The sequence below is a fragment of the Brachybacterium sp. AG952 genome, from assembly GCF_004362645.1.
Classification (GTDB): Bacteria; Actinomycetota; Actinomycetes; order Actinomycetales; family Dermabacteraceae; genus Brachybacterium; species Brachybacterium conglomeratum.
Window position 1 is genome coordinate 419476 of sequence record NZ_SNXV01000002.1, and the last position, 25428, is coordinate 444903.

20 protein-coding genes, 1 tRNA gene and 1 pseudogene are annotated in these 25428 nt (G+C 72.5%); 13 read left to right on the forward strand and 9 right to left on the reverse strand.

All coding sequences use genetic code 11. From position 1 onward, the window contains the following. Positions 1–53: 53 nt before the first annotated feature. Positions 54–764, reverse strand: a complete 711-nt coding sequence (locus DEU31_RS07360; RefSeq protein WP_010550045.1) for a M50 family metallopeptidase — start codon at positions 762–764, stop codon at positions 54–56. A 94-nt stretch (positions 765–858) separates the two neighbouring features. Here DEU31_RS07360 and DEU31_RS07365 point away from each other — a divergent pair, with 94 nt between their 5' ends. Next, positions 859–3183: a family 78 glycoside hydrolase catalytic domain gene (locus DEU31_RS07365; RefSeq protein WP_166649424.1), complete on the forward strand. Its 2325-nt coding sequence runs from the start codon at positions 859–861 to the stop codon at positions 3181–3183. Between the two features lie 21 nt (positions 3184–3204). Here the strand turns inward: DEU31_RS07365 and DEU31_RS07370 are convergent. The 3 genes and pseudogenes from DEU31_RS07370 to DEU31_RS07380 form a co-directional block, all read right to left on the reverse strand. Then, positions 3205–3357 (reverse strand): annotated as a pseudogene (locus DEU31_RS07370) (helix-turn-helix domain-containing protein); the annotation flags it as partial. Between the two features lie 138 nt (positions 3358–3495). After that, complete coding sequence (locus DEU31_RS07375) at positions 3496–3699, reverse strand: cold-shock protein (RefSeq protein WP_010550042.1); 204 nt, start codon at positions 3697–3699, stop codon at positions 3496–3498. A 493-nt stretch (positions 3700–4192) separates the two neighbouring features. Next, positions 4193–6697: an ATP-dependent DNA ligase gene (locus tag DEU31_RS07380; protein WP_133676647.1), complete on the reverse strand. Its 2505-nt coding sequence runs from the start codon at positions 6695–6697 to the stop codon at positions 4193–4195. Positions 6698–6797: 100 nt separating this feature from the next. On the opposite strand from DEU31_RS07380, the gene DEU31_RS07385 reads away from it, so the two are divergent. The 6 genes from DEU31_RS07385 to DEU31_RS07410 all read left to right on the forward strand — a co-directional run bounded on the left by DEU31_RS07385 (position 6798) and on the right by DEU31_RS07410 (position 12892). Further along, a complete protein-coding gene (locus tag DEU31_RS07385; protein ID WP_010550040.1) occupies positions 6798–7796 on the forward strand; it encodes a Ku protein in 999 nt (332 codons plus the stop codon). 170 nt (positions 7797–7966) lie between these two features. Then, complete coding sequence (locus DEU31_RS07390) at positions 7967–8278, forward strand: putative quinol monooxygenase (protein ID WP_126984806.1); 312 nt, start codon at positions 7967–7969, stop codon at positions 8276–8278. Between the two features lie 95 nt (positions 8279–8373). Then, on the forward strand, positions 8374–8997 hold the full coding sequence (locus DEU31_RS07395; protein ID WP_133676648.1) for a TVP38/TMEM64 family protein: 624 nt from the start codon (positions 8374–8376) through the stop codon (positions 8995–8997). A gap of 201 nt (positions 8998–9198) precedes the next feature. After that, entirely contained in the window at positions 9199–11385 is a 2187-nt protein-coding gene (locus DEU31_RS07400) for a PTS sugar transporter subunit IIA (RefSeq protein ID WP_133676649.1), read from the forward strand. 5 nt (positions 11386–11390) lie between these two features. Further along, positions 11391–12542, forward strand: coding sequence for a mannitol-1-phosphate 5-dehydrogenase (locus DEU31_RS07405; protein WP_133676650.1), 1152 nt, complete (start codon positions 11391–11393; stop codon positions 12540–12542). 77 nt (positions 12543–12619) lie between these two features. Beyond that, on the forward strand, positions 12620–12892 hold the full coding sequence (locus DEU31_RS07410; RefSeq protein ID WP_010550035.1) for an HPr family phosphocarrier protein: 273 nt from the start codon (positions 12620–12622) through the stop codon (positions 12890–12892). Positions 12893–12971: 79 nt separating this feature from the next. Here DEU31_RS07410 and ptsP read toward each other — a convergent pair whose 3' ends face one another. After that, positions 12972–14690, reverse strand: coding sequence for a phosphoenolpyruvate--protein phosphotransferase (gene ptsP / locus DEU31_RS07415; RefSeq protein ID WP_133676651.1), 1719 nt, complete (start codon positions 14688–14690; stop codon positions 12972–12974). 216 nt (positions 14691–14906) lie between these two features. On the opposite strand from ptsP, the gene DEU31_RS07420 reads away from it, so the two are divergent. Next, positions 14907–15701 (forward strand): DUF1684 domain-containing protein, encoded by a 795-nt coding sequence (locus tag DEU31_RS07420; protein ID WP_133676652.1) that lies wholly within the window; start codon positions 14907–14909, stop codon positions 15699–15701. Between the two features lie 9 nt (positions 15702–15710). Here the strand turns inward: DEU31_RS07420 and DEU31_RS07425 are convergent, their stop codons facing one another. Next, positions 15711–16250: a PH domain-containing protein gene (locus tag DEU31_RS07425; RefSeq protein WP_133676653.1), complete on the reverse strand. Its 540-nt coding sequence runs from the start codon at positions 16248–16250 to the stop codon at positions 15711–15713. Positions 16251–16296: 46 nt separating this feature from the next. Continuing rightward, positions 16297–16384 (reverse strand) — tRNA-Ser (locus tag DEU31_RS07430). A gap of 94 nt (positions 16385–16478) precedes the next feature. Here DEU31_RS07430 and DEU31_RS07435 point away from each other — a divergent pair. The 5 genes from DEU31_RS07435 (at position 16479) to DEU31_RS07455 (ending at position 23128) form a co-directional block, all read left to right on the forward strand. Next, positions 16479–17456, forward strand: a complete 978-nt coding sequence (locus DEU31_RS07435; protein WP_133676654.1) for an MDR family oxidoreductase — start codon at positions 16479–16481, stop codon at positions 17454–17456. Between the two features lie 44 nt (positions 17457–17500). Beyond that, a complete protein-coding gene (locus DEU31_RS07440; protein ID WP_166649440.1) occupies positions 17501–18478 on the forward strand; it encodes an NAD(P)H-quinone oxidoreductase in 978 nt (325 codons plus the stop codon). A gap of 164 nt (positions 18479–18642) precedes the next feature. Continuing rightward, positions 18643–20388 carry a cellulose synthase catalytic subunit gene (locus tag DEU31_RS07445; RefSeq protein ID WP_010550028.1) on the forward strand — a complete coding sequence of 582 codons (1746 nt, stop codon included), beginning with the start codon at positions 18643–18645 and terminating at the stop codon, positions 20386–20388. Then, on the forward strand, positions 20385–21122 hold the full coding sequence (locus DEU31_RS07450) for an HlyD family secretion protein (protein WP_133676656.1): 738 nt from the start codon (positions 20385–20387) through the stop codon (positions 21120–21122). Before DEU31_RS07445 ends, DEU31_RS07450 begins: the two co-directional genes overlap by 4 nt. Further along, on the forward strand, positions 21119–23128 hold the full coding sequence (locus tag DEU31_RS07455; protein ID WP_133676657.1) for a glycosyl hydrolase: 2010 nt from the start codon (positions 21119–21121) through the stop codon (positions 23126–23128). The genes DEU31_RS07450 and DEU31_RS07455 overlap by 4 nt, the downstream gene beginning before the upstream one ends. A 12-nt stretch (positions 23129–23140) precedes the next feature. Here DEU31_RS07455 and DEU31_RS07460 read toward each other — a convergent pair whose 3' ends face one another. Beyond that, a complete protein-coding gene (locus DEU31_RS07460) occupies positions 23141–24007 on the reverse strand; it encodes an HAD family hydrolase (protein WP_133676658.1) in 867 nt (288 codons plus the stop codon). 94 nt (positions 24008–24101) lie between these two features. Further along, positions 24102–25373, reverse strand: a complete 1272-nt coding sequence (serS, locus tag DEU31_RS07465; protein WP_133676659.1) for a serine--tRNA ligase — start codon at positions 25371–25373, stop codon at positions 24102–24104. Between the last annotated feature and the right edge of the window lie 55 nt (positions 25374–25428).

The following is a 25428-nucleotide window of genomic DNA, read 5'->3' on the forward strand; positions in this document are numbered from 1 at the left end:
GCGCGCGCCATCGCGTCGGCCGCGCTCCTGGGCGAGGTTCCTCTCGGCGGACCTCAGCGCAGCAGATCCACCAGGGTCGCCCCCGCCCACCAGCTGCCCAGCGCGATCACGAGCGCGAAGCTGAGGTTCCACAGCGCGGCGGGGATCGGGGTGAGCTGGGCGAGCTGGCCGGGGTCGTCCTGCCGGCCGCCCCGGCGGAGCACGGAGCCGAGGTGGCGCCAGGCCCCCAGCAGCAGGAACACCCCGGCGGCGAGGGTGAGCAGCGCGGTGAGCGCGGGGCTGCCCCACCACCACAGCGCGCCGATCCCGGCGGCGCTGGCGAGCACGGCGAGGACGGTGTGCCCGGAGCGCGTGAACACGAGGGACACCACCAGCACGACGAGCGCCGCGAACAGGGCGGTGCGCGCCCAGCCGTGCAGCGCGATCTGCACCAGCAGCGCGCCGACGACCGCGGGTGCGGGATAGCCGGCCCAGGTCGAGAGGATCCGACCGATCCCGCGGCGGGGGCCGACGGTCACGGCGTGGCCGGACATGTCGGCGGAGACGACGAAGCCGGTGAAGCGCCGGCCCATGAGGATCCCGACGGCGGCGTGGCCGAGCTCGTGCACGATCGTCACGCCGGGGCGGAGCAGCCGCCACAGCGGCGGCACCACCACGACGAGCGCCGCGACGGCCAGGGCGAGCAGGATCCAGGGCCCGTCGTCGGGGACGGGTCCGGGCGCGAGGCGCCCTCCGATCGCGTCGAGGATCTCGCCGATGTCCATCGGGCCATGGTGGCACCGGTGCCCCGGAGGCGGCTGGGAGCGTGGAAGACTGGCGGGACCCGTCGTCGAGGACTCCAGGAGCAGGTGGCACCGCATGTCCCCCCGCGATCACCGCATCGATCCCGCGCTGGCCTCCTGGATCACCGCCCCCGGCGAGGACCCGCAGAACCCGCTGCTGCGGCTCTCCTTCGAGCTGGCCGCCCCGCCGGTCTCGGCCCGCCTGCTGGTGACGGGCCTCGGCACCTTCCGTGCCGCGCTCAACGGCGCCGAGGTGGACGATGCACGCCTGGACCCCGGCCTCACCGATCCCCGCGCTCGCATCCAGGTGCGGGAGCTCGAGGTGGGCGCGCTGCTGCACCGAGGCGAGAACGTGCTGGGCATCGAGCTGGGACGTGGCTTCCATGCGATGACCACCCCGAACGTGTGGCGCTGGCACCTGGCGCCCTGGCGGGGCCCGGTGCGGGCCTGGGCGCATCTGCGGATGCATCTGGCCGACGGCTCCTCCCGCGCGGTCGCCACCGGCCCGGACTGGCGCACCCGGCCGGGCCCGGTGGCCTTCGACTCGATGTACGAGGGCGAGACCTTCGCCCCGGCCGAGGACCCGGAGGCCTGGCTGCTCCCCGGCTACGACGACTCGGACTGGGCGCCGGTGCTGGCGGCGTCCTCCCGGCGCGGCGCCCGACGGGGCGGCCACGGCCGCGAGGTCCCCGAGCCGCTGATGGTCCGACAGGTCCAGGAGCCGATCCGGGAGCAGGAGGAGATCACGCCCGAAGTCGTCTCCTCCTCGCCCACCCGCACCGTGCTGGACATGGGGCGGGTGATCGCCGGCTGGTGCCGCGTCGAGCTGCGCGCGGACGTCCCGGCCGACGACCCGCCGCTGCTGCTCGTGGCCCGCCACGCGGAGAAGCTGCGGGAGGACGGCCGGGTCGACGCGCGCAACGAGCACGTGCACACGGACCGCTTCCAGGAGGACCGCCTCCGCCTGGAGCCCGGGTGCGCCCGCTCCTTCGCGCCCCGCCATTCCTACAAGGGCTTCCGCTACGTCGAGCTCGAGGCATCGCCCGGGGACCTCGCGCGCGTGCAGGTCACCGGGATCCCCGCCCATGCCGACCTGAGCCCCGCGAGCACGCTGACCAGCTCGGACGCGCACGTCGAGGCGATGGATCGCGCGATGCGCGCCTCGCTGCTGAACAACATGCACCACGTCCCCACCGACACCCCGAGCCAGGAGAAGAACGGCTGGACGGGTGACGCGCTGACGTCGCTCGCGGCGATGACGACAGGCTTCGACATGCGCCGGATGCTGCGCAAGTGGCTGGAGGACCAGGTGGACGGCCAGCGGGCCGACGGCTCCCTCGCGGTGATCTCCCCGAGCCCCGGCTGGGGCTACGAGGAGCTCTCCCCCGCCCCGGAGTGGACGTGCCTGCTGCCGGTGCTGCTGGACGAGATGGTGTGCGAGTACGGGGAGACGGACCCGGTCGCACGGCACGCTCGGGCCGCCGCCCGGTATCTCGCCCATGAGCTGGACCGACAGGACGAGGACGGACTGATCTCCTCGGTGCTCGGCGATTACCTCTCCCCCGGCAGCCCGGGCCCCGCCCCGGAGGACAGGCGTCTGTCGGGCACGCTCCTGGTGGCCCACGCCCTGCGCCGCCTGGCCCATGCGCTCGAGCGCGCGACATCGGCCGGCGAGCCGCTCGCACCGGACCTCCCCGCCCCGGACACGCTCCGCGCCGACGCCGCCGCCCTCGAGCAGGCGGTGAACATCGTCTTCCTCGACACGGATCGCAGCCTCTACCGCGACCCCGGCACCTCCGCCGCGCCGGGCACGCCCACGTACCGCCAGACCTCGAACATCCTCCCGCTGGCCTTCGGGATCGTGCCGCCCGAGCGCAGCGGCGCCGTCGTCGATCACCTCGTCGCCGACCTCACCGCCCGCGGCGACCACCACGACTGCGGCCACCTCGGGGTCCGCTTCCTGCTCCCGGTCCTCTCCGCGCACGGCCACGCCGCGCTCGCGTGGCGGGTGCTCTCGAATCCGACAGCGCCCGGCTGGCGGGCCTGGCTCGAGGCCGGGAACTCGACCTTCGCGGAGATGTGGGAGGAGCCGCGCTCGCACTCCCACTACTTCATGGGCACGCCCGTGACCTGGCTCCACGAGCATGTGGCCGGGCTGCGCCGGGGCCCGGAGGGCTGGGAGGAGTTCGTCGTCGCCCCGGACCCGGACGTCCCCGTCGGCCGCATCGCGATGACCCGCGCGACGGACGCCGGCGAGATCGCCCTGGACCTCGACCGCGAGGCCCGCACCCTCGCCCTCACAGTTCCGGACGGCACTCGCGCGACGGTCGTGCTCCCGCAGGAGCCGGGCACGGCGGCGCCGCAGGAGCTCGGCCCCGGAGAGCACCTGCTCCGCTGGTGACCGCGCCGCGGACGCGGGCGCTCAGCCCCCGTCGACCTCTTCCTCCGGCTCCCACCCCAGCAGGTCCCCGACCTGGCAGTCGAGCGCCTCGCACAGCGACTCGAGGGTCGTGAAGCGCACAGCGGGGGCGCGGCCGTTCTTGAGCACGGCGAGGTTCGCGGGGGTGATGGCGACGCCGCGACCGCACCGTTGCTTAGGTCCACCCAGCAGAAGGCACGCGACGGAGCGGGCGCCGCGGGTCTCCCCCGGGAACGACGACGCCCGCCGCCCCGGCAGGTGCCGGGACGACGGGCGTCGAGGTGGTGCGAAAGCTCAGAGAGCGCGGATGTTCGTCGCCTGCAGGCCCTTGGGGCCCTGCTCGACGTCGAACTCCACGCGCTGGTTCTCCTCGAGGTCACGACGGCCGGTGCCGACGATCGCGGAGAAGTGCGCGAACACATCAGCGGAGCCGTCCTCGGGGGCGATGAAGCCGTAGCCCTTGTCGGAGTTGAACCAGTTGACGATGCCAGTAGCCATGGCGGTATTTCCTTCGTTGTCGTGAGTCACGGTCCGTGACCCGTAGATCCGTGACGGCGGCGCCGTCGCGGATGGGAGCATCCCGGGAGCACGGCGACCGGTGTGGTCGTCGCGGCGGGTTGCGGGGGCGGCCACGGGGGCCGCCTGAGCCGCGGCCGACGACGTGACGTCGCCGATGCGGCCGTTCTGGGGCCCGGAGGCCGTGGGTGCCCCTCCGGCGAGCGCGGCGACGAGGGTGTCGGCATCGGCTCGCAGCGGGGAGGGGGCGGAGCGCTCGGCGGGGACTGCGAGCGACCGGGGATGGTGCGGAGAGGAGTTCGTGGGCAGTGCGGAGGAGGTGATGGAGTCCCTGTCTCGTCGGTGATGCGCGACCGTCGTCGGTCGCCCCCGAGGGAGGCATCCTGCGCCGTGCACGCTAAGACTACGTCATCGGCGGGGCTGCGGGGGCCCGGGTGTGATCCAGGAGACCCCGCCATGGGCCCGGGCTCCCCCCTCATGTCTCCCACCGCACCTGCTCGGCCCGCTTGTCCGGGCGCCATCCGCGCCACACGGGATGGCGCAGCCGGCCGTCGTCGGTGCGTTCGGCATGCTGCACCTCCCCCACCAGGTCGGCGCGGACCCATTCCGCATCGCGCCGGTCCGCGGAGGGGACGTCGTCGACCGGCGGGGTCTTCCGGGAGCGGGAGCGGAGCCGGCCCGCGATCTCCTCGAGATCGCGAGTGGAGAACCCGGTGCCCACGCGGCCGGCGTAGTGCAGATCCCCGCTCGGGTCGGGGACGGCGACCAGGAGGGAACCGATCGTCCCGGAACGCTCCCCCTTGCCGTGGCGCCACCCGATCACCACGACCTCCTGGTGACGGGCGTTCTTGAGCTTGATCCAGGTGCGGGTGCGCTTGCCCGGCCGGTAGACGCCGCTCTCCGTCTTCGCCATCACCCCCTCGAGCTGGAGCTCCTTCGACAGGGCGATCGCCTGGTCCACGTCGCCGTGGTCGGCGTGCGGCAGCTGGACGTGGTCGGTGGCGTGCACCGCCTCGAACAGCCGGTCGCGCCGCTGCCGGTAGGGGGTGCGCAGCAGCGAGTCGCCTCCCTGCACGAGCAGGTCGAAGAGCATCACGTGGACCTCGACGTCCTTCCGGGCCCGCTCGACGTCGCGCTCCCGGGTGAGGCCGAGCCGCTGCTGGAGGCGGGAGAAGGAGGGCCGGTCACGGCCGTCCAGGGCCACGATCTCCCCGTCGAGCACGGTCTCCCCCGCCTCCCGCAGGGGCGGCGCCACGGCGTCGACGAGCTCGGCCAGCTCGGGGAACGTGATGGTGAGGTCCTTGCCGCCGCGACTGGTCAGACGGACCCGGTCTCCCAGGACGGTCGCGATGACACGCACCCCGTCCCACTTCATCTCGAAGGCCCACTCGTCCTCCTCGCGGATGTCCTCCCGACTCCCGAGGGTGGCGAGCATCGGCGCGATCGGCTCGCCCATCTCGACGTCCTCCGAGGTCCCCGTGGGGGCGGGACCTGGCCCCTCTGCGCCGTCGGCCTCGGGCTGGTCCTTCATCAGGTGCAGCAGCCAGTTCGCCTCGGCCTTCGTCTGCGCCGCCTCGGAGCGGCGCGATCCGCCCATGCCGCCGGTGTGGAGGAGGGCGAAGCGTCGGGGCACGCCGCCGAGCCCGCCGTCGGGTCGTCCGTGGCAGACCACGATCACCTCGCGCCCCTCGCGCCACTTCTCGATCTCGATCGTGCCGGTGTCCCAGAGGGTGACGCCGCCGCCGCCGTACTCGTCCTTCGGGATGGTGCCCTCGAAGGTGCCGTACTCGAGCGGGTGGTCCTCGGTCTGCACGGCCAGGCGGTTGACGCCCGTCTCGAGCGGCGGCCCCTTGGGCACCGCCCAGGAGACGAGCACCCCCTCGTGCTGGAGGCGGAAGTCCCAGTGCAGACGGCTCGCGTGATGCTCCTGGACGACGAACATCGGCTCCGCATCCTCGAGCGCCTCCTGCGCGGCGGCGCTGCCGACGTCGGGGGCGGGGACGGGCTCGGGCGTGCGCTCGGGGTCCCGCTTCGAGCGGTACACCTCGAGCCGGTCGCGGGCCTGCCCGGCCGACGCGGCGCCGCCCTCCTCGTCCAGCCCGAGGGGCGCGAGGGGGTCGATCCCGCCCTCGACCCGCTCGAGCACCTCGGCCATCTCGAGGTGTGCGAGCGCGGGGTCCTCGATCTCCTCCCACGTGCGCGGGGTGGCGACGGTGGGCCGCAGGCGTCCTCGGAGGGAGTAGGGGCAGACGGTGGTCTTCTTGCCGTTGTTCTGCGACCAGTCCACGAGGACCTTGCCGGCGCGCTTCGAACGGGTCTGGGTGCTGATCACGTCCTCGGGATGGTCGGTCTCGAGCGCGCGGGCGAGCTCGTGGACGACCTGGTCGACCTCCTCGGAGCTCGCGCTGCCGTCCAGCGGCGCGTAGAGGTGGATCCCCTTGGAGCCGGAGGTCACCGGATAGCTCTCGAGCCCCATGTCGGTGAGGATCTCGCGGCACCAGGCCGCCGCACGGGCGCACTCCGCCAGCCCGGCCCCCTCGCCGGGGTCGAGGTCCAGGACCATCCGATCGGGGCGTGCGGGCTCGAGATCGGCGTCGAACCGCCACTGAGGGGTGTGGACCTCGAGCGCGGCGAGCTGCGCGAGCCACACGAGGACGGCGGCCTCGTCCACGAGCGGGTAGGTGGAGACGCCGTCGCTGTGCTCGATGTCGGCGCGCGGGATCCAGTCGGGGGCGTGGTCCTCGAGGTCCTTGCGGAAGAACACCTTGCCCGGCGACTCGGCGGTGCCCACCCCGTCCACCCAGCGCTTGCGCGTCGCCGGGCGACGCATCGCCTGCGGGACCATCACCGGGGCGATGCGGTGGTAGTAGTCGATCACCTCGCCCTTGGTGGTGCCCGTGGCCGGGTAGAGGACCTTGTCGAGGTTCGACAGCCTCAGCCGGCGCCCGTCGATCTCCACCTGCTGCTCTCGAGTGGCCATGTCCCCACTGTGCCCCCGATCACCGGATCCGTCACGCGCCGGGCCGCGGCGCCGACCGATCGTTCCTGGCGGCGCGCCGCACCCCGTGGTGTCATGGGGCATGCGCGCGATATGGAGCGGTGAGATCACCTTCGGACTCGTGAACGTGCCGGTGAAGCTCTACGGGGCGACACGTTCGCACGACATCTCCTTCCACCAGGTGCACGACGACGACCACGGGCGGATCCGCTACGAGCGGCGCTGCGAGGTGTGCGGGCGGGAGATCGACTACGAGCACATCGACAAGGCCTACGAGGACGGCGACAAGACGGTCGTGCTCTCCGACGAGGAGCTCGATGCCCTCCCGGCGGAGGAGAACGACGAGATCGACGTGGTCCAGTTCGTGCCCTCGGACCAGGTGGACCCGATCCTGCTGGGCACCTCGTACTTCCTCGAGCCCGTCGGCCGCTCCTCGAAGGCCTACGTGCTGCTGCGGAGGACCCTCGAGGAGACCGAGCGCACCGCGATCGTCACCTTCACGCTGCGGACGAAGACGCGCCTGGGCGTGCTCCGGGTGCACGAGGAGCTGCTGGCCCTGCAGACCCTGCGCTGGCCGACCGATCTCAAGGACGTCGACTTCGGGCCCTCGAGGTCGAAGGTCTCCGCGAAGGAGATGGAGATGTCCGCCGCGCTGGTCGAGCAGTTCAGCGACGACTTCCATCCCGAGCAGTTCACCGACGAGTACCAGGCGGAGCTGCGTCGACTGCTCGAGGCGAAGCTGGAGGAAGGCGACACGGTCGACACCGACGCGACCTTCGGGAAACAGAGCTCCGGGGAGGACTCGGAGGAGGGCGGCAAGGTCATCAGCCTCATGGACGCCCTCGAGCGAAGCGTGCGGAGGCGCCGCGGCGGCGACACAGGAGCCGGCGACGACGGAGAGAAGTCGGGCGGCACCAAGAAGTCGGGCAGCAAGAAGTCGAGCAGCAAGAAATCCGGCGGCGCCAAGAAGTCCGGCAGCAAGAAAGCCGGCAGCACCAAGAAGTCCGGCAGCAAGAAAGCCGGCAGCACCAAGAAGTCCGGTACCGCCAAGAGATCAGGCGCTTCGAAGAAGTCCGCGTGAGGCCGCGCTGTGACCGGGAGGAGCGCCACGCCTGCACTCGAGGGCTGCGCCTCGCGGACACCGTCCGCCGAGGAGCACGGCTGAGTGACCGCGTGGGACGTGGTGGAACGGTTCAGCCGAGCACGGCACCATGGGGGCCGATCAGTGTTCCTGCATCCCGAGGAGTTCCCATGACCGTCGTCGTCACCGCCGTGTTCCAGCCCAAGCCCGGCAAGCAGAAGGAGCTCGCGGAGGCCATGCGCCGCGGCATCGAGGCCGTCCACACCGAGAAGGGCTGCGAGCTCTACGCGATCCACGACGCCGAGGACGGCACCGTGACCATGATCGAGAAGTGGACGACGGCTGAGGACCTCGACGTCCACGGCGACAGTGACCAGGTGAAGATCCTCCGCGCGGACATCGCGGACCTCATCGAGGGCCCCGCGACCGTCACCCGCATGACCCCGATCCCCGCGGGGACGGAGTCGCAGGGCGCCCTCTGAGCACCTCCGAGCGCACGAGCCCCGGGGCGAAGCGGGACAGCACGCCCTGGGGTTCCATCGCGCGCAACGTCGCGCTCGTCGCAGCGTCGCTGGCGATGGTGTGGCTCGCGCTGAACGTGCGCCTGCCCTCGCTGGACGAGCTGCGCGCGGACATCGACGACTTCGGCGCCTGGGCACCGCTGGCCTTCATCGCCCTCTACGCCCTGGTGGCGCTGACCCCGATCCCGGTGACGATCATGGCGGTCGCCGGCGGGATGCTGTTCGGCCTGGGTCCCGGCACGCTCCTGTCGATGATCGGGGTGACGGCCGGCTGCCTCGGCGCGTACTGGCTCGCCCGGGCGCTGGGCCGCGAGACGGTGATGCGGGCGCTCGGCTCGCACCGTGAGGTCGTCGAGGAGCGCCTCGAGGGCGGCGGCTTCTACGCGGTGTGCACACTGCGGCTGATGCCCGGGATCCCCTACTGGCCGGTGAACTACGGCAGCGGCGCGCTCGGCATCCCGAGCCGCGAGTTCCTGCTGGCCACAGCGCTCTCGGCGCTGCCCGGCCAGGTCTCCCTCATTGCGATCGGCGCCTTCCTCGCCTCCCCGGACGTGTTCCACGGCGCCGTCGTGGTGGCCTCCTGGGTCGTGGTGCTCGTCCTGACCGTAGTGTCGTACCGGCGCTGGCGGGCGACCCGTGCCGTCACGACCGAGGACGACGAGGCGGCCGACGCGGTCTGATCCCCGCTCACCTCGCACGACGCAGGACCGGCGACCGCCGTCCGAGCTCGGTCCGGGTCTAGACTGCGGGGCACGCCGACGGAGCAGGCCCACGGTTCCTCGAGAGGGCACGGCCCCGACCGGCCGCAGCGAGCCGCCCGGCCCGCGCCGTCGCCCACCGAGGACCAGCCCCGTGGTCCCGCACCCCCGCGAGGATGGCTCATGACCACCACGACCGAGACCAAGAGCGGGGCCGGCCCGCGAGTGGCCCTGCAGAAGGTCGGCACATCACTGTCGAACATGGTGATGCCGAACATCCCGGCCCTGATCGCGTGGGGCATCCTCACCGCGTTCTTCATCCCTGAGGGGTGGACCCCGAACGAGCCGCTCGCCGCGGCCGTCGGCCCGATGATCCACTACCTGCTGCCGCTGCTCATCGCGAACACGGGCGGCCGGATGGTCTACGAGGCGCGCGGCGCGGTGGTCGGCGTGATCGCGACGATGGGCGTCATCGCCGGCTCGGACTGGCTGATCGACCAGGAGAACGCCGCCGAGCTCGGGAAGTGGCTCGCCGCCGGCAATGCGGAGTCAGCCTTCGAGGCGCTCCCCCAGGTGCACATGTTCATCGGCGCGATGATCATGGCGCCGCTCGCGGCCTGGATCATGAAGAAGCTCGACCGGCTGTGGCAGGACCACATCCCCGCCGGCTTCGAGATGCTCGTGAACATGTTCTCCGCCGGCATCGTCGGCTTCGCCCTGCTGGTGGCGGGCTTCTTCGGACTCGCGCCGCTGGTGAACGGCCTGATGTCCCTGCTGGCCAGCGGCGTGGCCGGACTCGTGAACGCGGGTCTGCTGCCGCTGGTCTCGCTCCTCATCGAGCCCGCGAAGGTCTTCTTCCTCAACAACGCCATCAACCACGGCGTGCTCACGCCGCTGGGCATCTCGCAGGCCGCGACCGACGGCAAGTCCGTCCTCTTCCTGCTCGAGTCGAACCCCGGCCCCGGCGTCGGCATCCTGCTTGCCTACACCGTCTTCGGCCGAGGGGCCGCGAGGGCCTCCGCCCCGGGCGCCGCGATCATCCAGTTCTTCGGCGGCATCCACGAGATCTACTTCCCCTACGTGCTCATGAAGCCGATCCTCATCCTCGCCGCGATCGGCGGCGGCATGACCGGTGTCGCGATCAACGTCGCCTTCGGCACCGGCCTGATCTCCGCCGCGGCGCCGGGCTCGATCATCGCCATCTTCGGCGTGGCCGCCCGCGACTCCTATCTCGGCATCGCCCTTGCCGTCCTGGGCGCGGCGACCGTCAGCTTCCTGCTCGCCGCGCTGTTCCTGAAGATCGGCAAGCAGGACGACGGCGACATCGCCTCGGCGACGGCGAAGATGGAGCAGATGAAGGGCAAGAAGTCCTCCGTCGCGGGCGCCCTCACCGGCGCGGCGGGCGCCGCGGGCGCGGGTGCGGCCGCCGCGGCCGACGCCTCCGGCCACACCGGCCCGATCCGGAAGATAGTCTTCGCCTGCGATGCGGGCATGGGCTCCTCCGCCATGGGCGCGACCGTGCTGCGCAAGAAGGTGCGCGCGGCCGGCTTCGACGACGTCGAGGTCACGAACAAGGCCATCTCGAGCCTGAACGACGAGTGGGACGTGGTGGTGACCCAGAAGGAGCTCACCGATCGCGCCCGCCAGCGCACCGGCTCGGCGGTCCACGTCAGCGTCGACCAGTTCATGAACTCGCCCCGCTACGACGAAGTCGTCGAGCTGGTCGGGCAGCGCAATGCGCCCGACGACGCCGACGACACGAGCGCGGAGGCCGCAGCGACGACGGGCGCAGGTGCAGGCGCGGCGGCAGCCGCCCCGTCGGCCGACGACGCTCCTCGCGGCCGCCACGCGGCCCCGCGCCCGGAGGACGAGCAGCCGGCGGAAGCAGAGGGCACGGCAGGGACGGAGGCCGCCGCGGAGGACTCCACCGACTCCGCCCCGCAGATCCTCGCCCCCTCCAGCATCGTCCTGGACGGCACCGCCACCGACTCCGCCTCCGGCATCGACGAGGCCGGTGCCCTGCTGGTCGCCGCCGGCGCGGTGGACGAGGGCTATGTGCGGGCGATGCACGACCGCGAGGCGACGGTATCCACCTTCATGGGCAACGGCCTGGCGATCCCGCACGGCACGAACGAGGCGAAGTCCTCGATCACCCGCTCGGCGATGTCCTTCGTGCGCTACCCGAACGGCATCGACTGGAACGGCAACCCGACCACTTTCGTGATCGGCATCGCCGGGGTCGGCAACGAACACCTCACGCTGCTGCAGAAGGTCGCCATGACCTTCTCCGACCCCGCCCAGGTCAAGCGTCTCGAGGACGCCACCACCACCGACGAGATCCTCGAGATCCTCGGGGACGAGAAGGAGTGAGCACCATGAAGGCAGTGCACTTCGGCGCAGGGAACATCGGCCGCGGCTTCGTGGGCCTGCTGCTGCACGAGGCCGGCTTCGAGGTGGTGTTCTCCGACGTCGCCGCGCCGCTGGTCGAGTCGCTGCAGGCGGCGGACTCGTACACGGTCCGGACCGTCGGCCAGGACCCGACCTCGACGGTGGTCGACGGCTTCCGGGCGATCAACTCGAGCGAGGACCCGGAGGGCCTGGCCGAGGAGATCGCCTCGGCGGACATGGTCACCACCGCCGTCGGCGCCCGGATCCTGAGGTTCGTGGCCCCGAACATCGCCGCCGGCATCGCGGCGCGCCCCGCGGGCGCTCCCCGCATCGCGGTCCTCGCCTGCGAGAACGCGATCAACGCGACCGATCTGCTGGAGGCCGAGGTGCGCGCCGCCTACCAGGGCGAGGACCTCGACGAGAAGGCGCTGTTCGCGAACACCGCCGTGGATCGGATCGTCCCGGTCCAGGCCGAGGGCGCGGGCCTCGACGTCACGGTCGAGGACTTCCACGAGTGGGCCGTCGAGCGCGGCCCCTTCGAGGGCACCGAGCCGCACGTCCCGGGCATCACCTGGGTGGACAGCCTCGGCCCGTACATCGAGCGGAAGCTGTTCACGGTGAACACGGGCCACGCCACCACGGCCTGGCACGGCGCCCGCACCGGCCACGCCACCATCGCCGAGTCCATCGCGGACCCGGAGGTCGCCGAGCAGGTCGGGGCCGTGCTGGAGGAGACCTCCTCGCTGCTGGTCGCCAAGCACGGCTTCGCCGAGGAGGAGATGGCTGCCTACCGCTCGAAGGTGCTCGGCCGCTTCGCGAACGAGGCCCTGCCGGACCCGGTCGAGCGCGTCGGCCGCTCCCCGCTGCGCAAGCTCTCCCGCCAGGACCGCATCATCGGCCCGGCCGCGGAGCTCGCCGAGCGCGGGCTCGGCCACGAGGCGCTGCTGAACTCCCTCTCCGCCGCGCTCGTGTTCACCCCTGAGGGCGACGAGGAGGTCGATCGCCTGCAGGAGATCCTCGCCTCCGCCGATCCGGACGCCGCCACCGCGGAGATCACCGGGCTCGAGCCGTCCCACCCCCTGTACGCCGAGGTGCGCGAGCGGATCGCGTCCCCGGTATATTCGCGTCACACGGACTGAGCACCCCGCCCGAGCCGTCCCCGACTTCTCGCCCGCGGCCCGCGGCCGCGGGACCACCCGATCGAAAGGCATCCACCATGGCAGAGCGCACCGTCACGATCGCCAGCGCCTCCGGGCTCCACGCCCGCCCCGCCGGCATCTTCGCCCAGGCCGCTGCGCAGCAGCCGGCCACCGTCACCATCGAGAAGGCCGGCGGCAGCGCCGTGCAGGCCTCGAGCATGCTGATGCTCATGACCCTCGGCGCCGGTCACGGCGACGAGGTGACCCTCCGCGCCGAGGGCGAGGGAGCCGAGGAGTCGGTCAACGCCCTCGCGGACCTGCTCGAGAAGGACCTCGACGCCGAGGAGTGAGCGAGAGCCTCGCCCGATGCAGAAGGGCGCCCCACCGTCACGGTGGGGCGCCCTTCCCGCGTCCGGGCCGGTCAGCCTCTCACAGCCCCAGCTCGCCCAGGATCGGCAGGTTCGCGCGGACCAGGCTCACCGCGTCCTCGGAGGTGCGGGCCGCGAGCGCCTTCGCGGCGAGGTCCTTGGCCTGCTCGAGGGTGACGGTCGAGAGCACCTTCGCGACCGCGGGCAGGGAGCGCGGGGTCATCGACAGCGAGTTCACGCCGAGGCCGACGAGCACCACCGCGAGTCCGGGGTCGCCCGCCGCCTCGCCGCACACGCCGACGGGCTTGTTCGCGCTCTCCCCGAACGCCTCGGGGTCGCCGCCGGCCGCGCGGGCGCCGTCGCAGGTGGCCTTCACCAGGGCGAGCACGGCGGGCTGCCAGGGCGAGTTCAGGTGCGCGAGGGAGCCGAGCTGGCGGTCGGCGGCCATCGTGTACTGGGTGAGGTCGTTGGTGCCGATCGAGGCGAAGTCGGACTCGGCGAGGTGGCGGTCGGCGGTGATCGCGGCCGAGGGGGTCTCGACCATGATCCCGGCCGGTTCGAGGCCGCGCTCGCGGCACAGGCCCACGAAGTCCTCGGTCTCGTCGACGGTCGCGATCATCGGCGCCATCACCCAGGGCTTCGCCTCGGTGCTCTTCGCGGCGGCGGCGATCGCGTCGAGCTGGTTGGTCAGCACCGAGCGCTTCTCCCAGGAGGTGCGATAGGCGCGCACGCCGAGGGCGGGGTTGGGCTCGTCGGCGTCGGTGAGGAAGGGCAGGGGCTTGTCGGCGCCCGCGTCGATCGTGCGCACCACGACCTTCTTGCCCGGGAAGTGCGCGAAGGTCTCCGAGTACGCGGCGGTCTGCTCCTCCACGCCGGGCTCGTCCTCGCGGTCCAGGAAGAGGAACTCGGTGCGGAAGAGGCCCACGCCGTCGGCGTGCGCGGCGGCCGCCTTCTCGGCGTCCTTCGCGCCGCCGATGTTGGCCAGCAGCTGCACGCGGGTCCCGTCGACGAGGACCCCTCCCCCGCCGTCGTAGGTCAGGGGGTTGCGCTGCAGCTCGGCCCACGCCTCGGAGAGGCGCTGGTGCTCCTCGGTGACCTCGTCGGTGATGGTGCCGAAGCCGGCGTCGATGAACACCTCGGTGCCGTCGGGGAACTCGTGGATCCCCTTCGCGGCGACGATCGCGGGCAGGCCCAGCTGGCGGGCGAGGATCGCGGTGTGCGACTGGGGGCCGCCGTCGGAGGTGACCAGGGCGAGCACCCGCGTGGGGTCGAGGGTGGCGGTGTCGGCGGGGGCGAGGTCGATGGCGGTGAGCACGAACGGCTCGTCGACCTCGGGGATGCCGGGGGCCTGCTCGCCGCGCAGCTCGGCGACGATGCGGGCGCGGACGTCGCGCACGTCGGTGGCGCGCTCGGCCATGTACCCGCCGAGGTTCTCGAGCATGGAGGCGACCTGGTCGCCGGCCTCCCACACGGCTCGCTCGGGCGTCTTCCCGCCGGAGAGGACGAGGCCCTGGGCGGTCTGCGTGAGGGAGGGGTCGGCGGCCATCTGCGCGGTCGCCTCGAGGATCTTCTTCCCGTCGCCGTTCGCGCGCTCGGCGAGGCGGACGAGGGTGGCCTGCACGGCGGCGGCCGCGGCGGGGATCCGCCCGGACTCGGCCTGCGCATCGGCGCCCTCGGGGAGCGTCGCGTCCGCCGCGGGCTCTGCGACCGGCGGGGCCATCGTCCGGATGGTGCCGATCACCCGTCCGGGGCTCACTGCCACACCTGTGTACTGCGCCATCGTCGTCATCTCCTCGATCCGGCCGGATGCTCCTGGTTGGCGCACATGCTACGCGGCGGAGAGAGGACCGGCTCAGCGCGGGGAGCCAGGCGACTGCGGGGAGTCCGCGGAGGTCGACGGCGTCGGCGGATGACCGCGCATGACGCGAGCCCTCGACGCGCGGGGCAAGAGGGAGCAGACTGCGAGCGTCCCGTCCGAGACCTGCAGGAGGCTCCCATGACCGCATCCGCCCCCGAGGACTTCCTCGCCTTCCGCGACCGTCGCGACCGCGGCCTCGCCGAGCCGCACGGGATCCTCTCCCAGGTGGGGATGCACTGGATCGACCCGGCCGACGGGGCGCGCGAGATCGAGGGCGTGCCCGGCACCTGGCGGCGCGAGGGCGACGTGCTCGAGGCGGAGTGGGAGGGCGAGGCGCTCGAGCTGCTGGCGGACGCCCCCGAGGCGCTCGTCGAGCACCATGGCGAGCACACTCGTGTCACCGTCGGCGCGGCCGCCGACGTGCGCCTGGCCCGCTTCGGCGAGGACGTGCAGATCGACGTGATCCGCCGCGGCGACCGGATCGGGCTGCGCCTGCTGGACCCGTCGGCCCCGCGCCGCACCGCCTTCGAGGGCGTGCCGACCTTCGACCACGACCCGGACGCGGTGCTGACCGGCACCTTCGTACCGCGTCCGGCGGAGGTCACGGTCGGTTCGGTCCTCCCCTGGCTCACCTCGGAGATCCCCTCTCCCGGCGTCGCGCGCCTCACGATCGACGGGCGCGAAATCGAGCTCGTCGTGACCGGCCGTTCGACCCTCGTGTTCACCGACGAGACCTCCGGCACGGAGAGCGCGGACTGGCGTCAGGTGGAGGCGCGGATCGACGGGGACCGCATCGAGGTGGACCTGAACCGGGCGCTGAACTTCCCCTCGGCCTTCAGCACCTCGGCGACCTGCCCCCGCCCGCCGGAGGGCAACCACCTGCCGGTCCCGGTCCGCGCCGGCGAGCGCCGCGTGGAGCCGACGGACCGCTGAGCGTGCAGGTCAGTGCAGGGCCCGCGGGTCCTGTCGACCCTGCATCCGCGCGTTCGCCGCGGCGATCCAGCGGCGGTGCGCCTCGATGGCGGCGAGGGTGGGGTAGCGCGGTGCATTCCCGGCTCGGACGGTGTCGAACGGGTTCTCCCCGCGGTACAGCATCATGCGATCCGTGGTCGCGAGCGCGGTGATCCGTCGGCCGGCGGGCTCGCGCAGCACGACGACCGCGGCGCCCGTGGTCCAGTAGGAGCTGCTCTGCTCGATCACGGCGACCTGCTCCCACGGGATCCGATGGGTGCGCACGTAGTGGACGATCGTGATCCCCTCGTCGTCGACGAGGAACTGGATCCTGGTGCCCACGAACCAGACCAGGCCGATGAAGAGCACGAGGGACAGGCACAGCAGAAACCCGAGCACCCCGGCGACGGACTCCGTGGTGAGCAGCATGACGCCGCTGCCCAGCACGACGAGGGAGACCGGTAGGAGGACGACGCCCAGCGCGGCCCGGACCCACCAGCTCCTGACGGCGCGATACCCGACCTCGGCCACGCTCCCCCTCCGATGGTGCCCGGATGAACATTGCAGTGCAGATCAGCGGAGGGTGCGGGATTCGAACCCGCGGTACAGGGTCACTGCACAATGGTTTTCAAGACCATCTCATTCGGCCGCTCTGACAACCCTCCCGGTGCCCGAAGGCACCCGCACGAGTCTACCGTCGCCGCCGGGGCCGCCGGCGCTAGGCTGGCCCCACCCGCCCCCACCGACGGAGGAGCCCTGATGCGCGCGATCCTGATCGAGTCCGAGGGCGCCTCCCCGCGCCTCCTGGAGGACGCCGACGAGTCCCTGCTGACCGGCGAGGTGGCGCTCGACGTGGAGTTCTCCTCGCTGAACTACAAGGACGCGATGGCCCTGGCCGGCAAGGGCATCGCCCGCGCCCACCCGCTCATCCCGGGCATCGACCTGGTCGGCACGGTGTCGGAGTCCGGCAACGAGCGCTTCTCCCCCGGCGATGCCGTGGTCCTGAACGGCGACGGGATCGGCGAGTCCCTCCACGGCGGCTTCGCGACCCGCGCCCGCGTGCGCCCGGACGCGCTCGTCCACCTCCCCGCAGCCCTCACCGCGCAGCGCGCCGCCGCGATCGGAACCGCCGGCTTCACCGCGATGCTCGCCGTGCTGCGCCTCGAGGACGCAGGCCTCACCCCGGCCGACGGGGACGTGCTGGTCACCGGCGCCTCCGGCGGCGCCGGCTCGGTCGCGATCGCGCTGCTCGCCGGTCGTGGCCACCGCGTGATCGCCTCGACGGGGCGCGTCGAGGAGCACGGCGAGTACCTGCGCTCCCTCGGCGCCGCCGAGGTCGTGGACCGCCGCGAGCTGTCGGAGGAGCCGGGTCGTCCCCTGCAGTCGCAGCGCTTCGCCGCCGCGGTCGACGGGGTCGGTTCGACGACCCTCGCGAACGTCCTCGCGCAGACCGCATGGGGAGGCACGGTCGCCGCCTTCGGCCTCGCGCAGGGACCGGACCTGCCCACGACGGTGCTGCCGTTCATCCTGCGCGGCGTCACCCTCGCCGGCATCAACTCCGTCGAGTGCCCGCTGCCGCTGCGCGAGCGGGCCTGGGCGGCGCTGGCGAGCGAGCTCGACCTGGCCCTGCTGGACTCGATGACGGCCACCATCGGCCTCGCCGACGCGATCCCCGCCGCGCAGCAGGTGCTGGCCGGGCAGGTCCGCGGCCGCACCGTCGTCGAGGTGGGACGATGACGGCGAGCCCGGACACGGAGAACCCGACGACCGAGAAGAGGACCATGCGCGCGATCACCATCGTCGGCCCCGGCGAGCTCGAGCTCGCCGAGCTGCCCGAACCCACGCCCGGCCCCGGCGAGGTGCTGGTCGACGTCGTCGCCGCGGGCGTGAACCGCGCCGACCTGGCGCAGGCCGCAGGGAAGTACCCGCCGCCGCCCGGCGCCTCCGAGCTGCCGGGCCTCGAGGTCTCCGGCCGCCGACGGGACACCGGCGAGGAGGTCGTCGCCCTGCTCGCCGGCGGCGGCTACGCCGAGGTCGTCGCGGTCCCCAAGGCGCAGCTGCTCCCGGCTCCGGAGGGCATGGGCCTGATCGACGCGGCCGGGGTGGTCGAGGCCGCCGCGACGGTCGTGTCGAACCTGGTGCTCGAGGCGGGGATGCGCGAGGGCGAGACAGTCCTGGTCCACGGCGGCACGGGCGGCATCGGCACGGTCGCCATCCAGCTCGCGAAGGCCATGGACGCCCGGGTGCTCACCACCGTCGGCAGCGACGACGCACTGCCGATCGTCGCCCAGCTCGGCGCCGAGCAGGCGTGGAACCGCCGGATCATCGACCTGCCCGCCGCGGTGCGTGAGGCGGGCGGCGCGGACGTGATCCTCGACGTCGTCGGCGGCTCGGCGCTGGCCGACAACGTCGCGATGCTCAACGAGGGCGGTCGCCTGGTGATCATCGGGACGCTCGGCGGTGCGAGCGGCGAGCTGCCGATCGGGCAGCTGATGGCCAAGCGCGCCCGCGTGATCGGCTCGACCCTGCGCTCGCGCCCGGTGGAGAACAAGGCTGCGATCCTCGAGGCGACCCGCTACCTGGCTTGGCCGCTGCTGGCGTCCGGGGAGCTGCAGATCCCGATCCACGAGCGGCTCCCGTTGGCCGAGGCCGCTCGCGCCCACGAGATCCTCCGCACCGGAGGCCACCTGGGCAAGGTGATCCTCGAGGTCGCTCCCCCGTCGGGCGAAAACCGCCGGGGACGCCGCCGGAAGGCGTGATCCAGGGAAAGGTCACGGAACGGTGAACGGGGCGAATCGGACTTGTCCGATTCGCCCCGTTCGCGGAGTCTGGCCGCACCCACCCATCATGCGGGACGGACCTCGGTCCGGATCGGGCATCGCGGCCTCGCAAGGCCCGATCGCCCGCCGGCCGAGGAGCTCCCATGCCCCGTTCCGCCCACGATCTCGCCTCCGTCGACCGCTTCACCCCGGTGAGCCGCCGCGCCGCGGCCACCGACAGGTTCTCCCCCGTGATGATCCTGCTGACGCTGCTGGCGACGGCCGGATGCCTCGCCTACGGGGTGTTCCTCCTCCAGCCCTCGCACCGCGGCGACCTGATCCCCTGGCTGCTGGTCATCGTGTCCGAGGCGATCCTCGTGCTCCATGCGCTGTGCGCCATGTGGACCGTGCTCGCCGGCACCCGGGACGTGCGCGACCACGAGTACTGGCGGGCACGGGACGAGCTGTACTCGCTCTCGCGGCTGTCCTCCCTCCCCCAGCGCGGGGACCCCTCCCGCTGGCCCCTGCAACTGAATGGGCGGCGGGTCGACGTGGACGTGCTGATCACCGTGTACGGCGAACCGCTCGAGGTCATCCGCCGCACCGCGACCGCCGCGATGGCGATCCGCGGCCGTCACGAGGTGTGGATCCTCGACGACGGGCGCAGCGACGAGGTGCGGGCACTCGCGGCGCAGATCGGCTGCCGGTACGTGCGCCGCCTCAGCAGCGGCGGCGCGAAGGCAGGGAACGTCAACCACGCCCTCACCCTCGCCAAGAGCGAGTTCTTCGTAGTCCTCGATGCAGACTTCGTGCCCCTGCCCGGCCTGCTCGAGGAGACGCTGCCCTTCTTCACCAACGAGACGGTCGCCTTCGTGCAGACCCCGCAGACCTACGGCAACCTCCACAACGTCATCTCCCGCGGCGCGGGGTACATGCAGGCGATGTTCTACCGGTTCATCCAGCCGGGCCGGAACCACTTCAACGCCGCGTTCTGCGTAGGCACCAACGTGGTCTTCCGTCGGCGGGCGATCGACGACATCGGCGGGATGGTCACGGACTCGAAGTCCGAGGACGTGTGGACCTCCCTGACGCTCCACGAGCGCGGCTGGCGCTCGATCTTCCTGCCCACGACCCTCGCGATCGGCGACGCGCCCGACACGATCGTCGCGTACTCGAAGCAGCAGCTGCGCTGGGCGACCGGCGGGTTCGAGATCCTGCTGCAGGCCAATCCGCTGAGCCCGCGGCGGCGCCTGAGCCTGGACCAGCGGCTGATGTACTTCATCACCGCCACCCACTACCTCACCGGCATCGTGCCGGGTGTGCTGCTGATGGTCCCGGCGCTCGAGGTGTTCTTCGACCTGCGCCCGGTGTCGATGGACGTGGGCTGGGGCACCTGGGTGGTGTTCTACGGCGGCTTCTACGTGCTGCAGATCGTGCTGGCCTTCTTCACGCTCGGCTCCTTCCGCTGGGAGGTGCTGACCCTCGCCGCATGCTCCTTCCCGATCTACACGAAGGCGCTGGTGAACGCCGTGACCGGCCGTGACCAGGCGTGGTCGGTGACGGGCGCGCAGAAGCAGGTCTCCCCCTTCACGGTGATGGGCCCGCAGGTGTGCATGCTCGTGTTCCTCCTGTGCACCACCGCGGTCGGGATCTGGCGCGACACGATGCTTGGCCGGCCCTCGATCGCGACGCTCTGGTGCGCGGTGAACTCCGCGGTGCTGCTGATCCTCGTGGTCGTCGCGCTCGGCGAGATCCGCGCGGCCCGCACCGGCTCCCTCGCCGCCCATGCCGACCGCGCGAAGGCGCTCGCGACCTCCGCGGCGCTCGCCGCCCCGATCCCGCTGTCCACCCCGGCGGACGCCGTCGCGGCCCGTCACTCCCGCACCCGACTGATGAGGACCACGTCATGACCTGGATCGCCCGCCTCCGCCTGCTGACCTCCGTCCTGCTCGTCCTCGCCCTCGCCGCGGGGCTGAGCCTCGTGTTCAACCAGCGCCAGCGCCAGAGCGCCTCCGTGAGCGCCGCGATCGTCCAGCCCCGCTACGCGATCGCGGCGGTGGCCCCCGGGGTCGTGATCGACATGGCCGTGGCCCTCGGGGACGAGGTCTCCGCCGGGGACGTGCTGTTCACGATGACCAGCGTCGAGCTGCAGCAGGACGCGGTGCACGGCCTGGCCGCCAGTTCGAACGACGCGATGGACATCGACCCGGTGACCGGGGTGATCGTCTACCGCGCCACCGCCGACGGCCGGGTCACCGAGCTCTCCGCGACCCCCGGCAACTACCTGGGCGCCGGGGCGCCGGTGGCGACGATCGTGCGCTCCAGCCCCCGCGCGGTGGAGGCGCAGTTCCTGCTCACCTCCCGGGACTACGGACGGCTCGAGGAGGGCGCGCGCGCCGAGATCCTCCTGCCGGACGACCGCACCGTGATCGGCGACGTCGTCTCCGCCTCGGTCGTCACCGAGAACGGCAAGGCGGTCAGCCGAGCGCTGATCACGAGTGAGGAGCTCGAGGGCGAGGACCTGGACCTCATCGCGACCGACGGCGCGCCGGTGTCGGTGCGGGTCGAGCTCACCGACGACGGCGTTCTCGCCGGCCCGACCGATGCGCTGATGGACTTCCTGCGCAGCGTGGGTCTGCGATGAGGCCCGCGCGCCGCACGCTGCTGGCCGGTCTGCCACTCGGGCTGCTGGCCGCGGGAATGACAGGATGCACGGACCGCGGCGCGGCCTCCGCGCCGGGCAGCCCCGCCTTCACCGCTGAGGAGGTCGACGCGTCGATGACCGCGCTGCCCCCGCTCCCCGAGCCCGCGGACCTGCGTGCTGTGCGCCTCGGCGAGGGTCTGGTCCCGCCGACGAACCGGTGGTTCTCCGGCCTCGTCTTCGGCGAGGAGCCCCAGCCGGTGCACCCGCTGCCGCTGTCCTTCGCGCTCGTGGACGGCGGGTTCACCCTCGGCCTGCCCGCCGTGGTCACCTCGGAGCGGACGCTCATGGGCGGCAATGCCCCGGAGCTCGGGGTCGCGGTCGACGGGGCGGAGTCCGCGCTGGTCACGGCCTACGACGAGGCTTCGGTGACCATGACCCTGCGCGACGGGTCGGGCGGCGCTCTCGCGACCGTCACGATCGCCGAGGGCTGGCCCTGCGTCGCCCTGCGCGCGAGCGCGAACCTGGAGCTCACCCTCTCGGCTCCCTTCGTGGGCGAGGACCCGCCCACCCTCGCCGTCGGCCCCCACACCTACGCCCTCACCCTCGAGGACGGGACGCTCGACGGCGCTCGATGCCACGTCGCCTCCGGCGGCACGGCGACCTTCCTCGCCCTCCCGGAGGGCGCCGACGCCGCACACCTCGCCCTCCTCGCCGTGCCGGTGGAGAGCACCGCGCTCGCCCGCTCCCTCACCGAGGACGCGGCCACGACGACCCTCACCTACACCACCGCCGGGAACGGGCCGACGGCCATCGCCGCGATGCCGCACCACGGCGCGGACCCGTCGGCCGGCGACGTGCTCGGCACGTACCCGAGCGTCTACGGCACCCTCGTGCTTCGCGAGGCGACCGAGCTCACCTGGTCCGCGCCGCGGCGCGAGGCCCGTGCGGCACTGGATCTCTCGGGCCTGGACGATGCGCAGCGCGAGGAGCTCGCCGCACAGGTCGCGCTCGACGTCCCCGCCCTGCTCGACTACCCGGCCGACACCTACTTCGGCGGGAAGGCCCTGCACCGCGACGCGCAGCTCCTCGCGATCGCGGAGCAGGTCGGGGCCGAGGGGCCCGCCGCCGTCCTCCGCGAGCGGGTCCTCACCCAGCTGCGCCGCTGGACGGAGGTGGGTGCGGCGGCGGAGCGCGACGCCTTCTGCTTCGCGTACGACGCCACGAACCGGGGAGTCGTGGGTCTGACCCCGTCGTTCGGCTCCGAGGAGTTCAACGACCACCACTTCCACTACGGCTACTTCCTGTATGCCGCGGGCACCCTCGCCGCGGACGATCCGGAGCTCGCGGAGGAGGTCGCACCGGTGATCGACGCCCTCGCCGCCGACATCGCGAGCGACGCGGCGACGGACATGCTGCCGGTGCGGCGGGTGTTCGACGCCTACGCCTCGCATTCGTGGGCGTCGGGCACCTCCCCCTTCGCCGACGGCAACAACCAGGAGTCCAGCTCGGAGGCGACCACCGCCTGGGCGGGTCTGCAGCTGTGGGCGCGGGCACGCGGGAACGCCGAGCTCGAGGAGCTGGCGGCCTGGCTGCTGGCCCATGAGGCCCTCGCGGCGCGCACCTACTGGACCGACTTCGATGCCGCGGACCCGGTCTACGACGGCTTCGCGCATCAGGTGCTGCCGCTGCAGTTCGGCGGCAAGCGCGACTATGCCACGTGGTTCTCCGCGGAGCCCGCGGCGGCGCTCGCGATCCTGGTGCTGCCCCTGTCGCCGAGCTCGGACCACCTGGCCGACGACCCGGAGCGGGTGCGGCGGAACGTCGCCGAGGGCACGGCGTCGGGCGGGTTCGATCAGCAGTACGGGGACTGGCTGCTCATGTACTCCGCGCTCGGCGGGGACGAGGAGCGGGACGCGGCGCTCGAGGCGGCGCGGGACCTGGCCGACGAGCACCTGGACGACGGGAACACCCACAGCTACCTGCTGGCGTGGCTCATGACGAGGTGACGTCAGGAGGGGTCAGCCGAGCACGCCCTCGAGCACCAGCACGGTCCCATCCTCGTAGATCGAGTCGGTGACCACGTCCGCGACGTCCTTCACGCCCTGCGGCGCCTGCCCCATCGCGACCCCGACCTCGGCCCAGGCGAGCATCTCGGTGTCGTTGAAGCCGTCGCCGACGGCGACGGTCGCGCGCCGCTCGATGCCGAGCCGGTCGCGGATCACCTCGAGGGCGCTGGCCTTGGAGATGCCGGGCGCGGCCATGTCCAGCCAGGCGGTCCACCCGATCGAGTACTCGACGCCGTGCACCCCGGACTCGGCGATGACCTTCGAGAACTCCTGCGGGGAGAGGTCGGGGACGTGGACGACCACGCGCACCGCCTCGAGCTCCATCAGGTCCTCGAGCGCGGTCTCGGTCGCCTCGACGCCGAAGCTCGCGTCCTGGAAGCCGGTGGTCGAGTGGAAGCCGCCGTCGGCCGTCTCGACCGCGTAGTGCGCGTCGGGGGCGACCTCGCGCAGGGTGCGCAGGGCGTGGCCGGGCTGGAAGGAGCGGGTGTCGACGATGTGGTGCCCGCCCTCGGCCTCGGGGTCCATCTCGACGGTGACCGCGCCGTTGGAGCAGACCGCGTAGCCGCGCGTGATCCCGGCGGCCTCGACGATCGGGAGGGTCGCGCCGAGGGAGCGGCCGGTGGCGATGACGACGGTGTGCGTGCTCGCGGCGCCGCGCAGCGCGTCCCGCATCTCGGGGGTCATCCGCCCGTCGTGGTCGACGAGGGTGCCGTCGACGTCGAGGCCGATCAGCAGCGCCTTCCCGTCGAGCCGGTCGAGGTGCTCGGCCAGGCGCTCCCGCGCGGCGATCCGGTCGGTGGTCGTGGTGGAGGCGCTCATGCGCGGCAGTGTGCCATCGGCCGCCGACGAACGGGTGAACCGACGGTGACGAAGAGCCGCGCGCAGTCGCTGGAGGGGGCGGGGGAAGGGCATCTCAGGCAGCGCCGCCCGCGATCTCGAAGACCTCGCGCCCGCCGAGATAGGGCCGCAGCCCCTCGGGCACGACGACGGAGCCGTCGGCCTGCTGGTGGTTCTCGAGGATCGCGGCGATGAAGCGGGTGGTGCCGAGGGTGCCGTTGAGGGTGGCGACGGGGCGCAGGCCGTCCTCGGTGCGCTCGCGGATGTTCAGCCGTCGCGCCTGGAACTGGGTGGTGTTCGAGGTGGAGGTCAGCTCGCGGTAGGTGTCCTGGCTGGGCATCCACGCCTCGCAGTCGTACTTGCGGGCGGCGGAGGTGCCGAGGTCGCCGGCGGCGGTGTCGATGATGCGGTAGGGCACGTCGATCCGCGTCATCATCTCCCGCTCCCAGTCCAGCAGCCGCTCGTGCTCCTCGTAGGAGTCCTCGATGCGGCAGTAGGAGAACATCTCGACCTTGTGGAACTGGTGCACGCGGATGATGCCGCGGGTGTCCTTGCCGTAGCTGCCGGCCTCGCGGCGGTAGCAGGCGCTCCAGCCGGCGTAGCGGATCGGACCGTCGGAGAGGTCGAGGATCTCGTCCTTGTGGTAGCCCGCCAGCGCCACCTCGGAGGTTCCGACGAGATAGAGGTCGTCGCCCTTGTCGAGGTGGTACACCTCGTCGGCGTGCTCGCCGAGGAAGCCGGTGCCCTCCATCGCCTCGGGCAGCACCAGGGTGGGCGTGATCATCGGGGTGAACCCGGCCTTCGTGGCCTGGTCGATCGCGGAGTTCAGGATCGCGAGCTCGAGCTGCGCGCCCACGCCGCGCAGGAAGTAGAAGCGGGCGCCGGAGACCTTCGCGCCGCGGGCCATGTCGATCGCCTTCAGGCCCTCGGCGATCTCGAGGTGGTCCTTGATCTCGAAGTCGAAGCTCGGGGTCTCGCCGACGGTCTCTCGGAGCACGAAGTCCTCCTCGAGGCCCTCGGGTGCGCCCTCGGCGAGGTTCGGGATCTCGCGCAGGGCCGCATCGCGGACGGCGAGCGCCTCGCCGGACTCGGCCTCGAGCCGCTTCACGTCGGCGGCGAGCTGCTTGACCTCGGCCAGCAGCGCCTGCTTCTCCTCGCCGGTGGCCTGCGAGACTTTCTTGCCGAAGGCCTTCTGCTCGGCGCGCGCCGACTCGAAGGCGGAGGTGGCCTCGCGCCAGCGGGAGTCGGCCTCGAGCACCGCATCGACGGTGGAGGCGTCGCGCCTCCGGGCCCGCTGGGCCGCTCGGACGACGTCGGGATTGTCTCGCAGGAGCCGCAGATCGATCATTGGTCCAGGGTACCTGCGTGCGCGGGCCTATCGCGGCGTGGCCGCGCCGCTACTG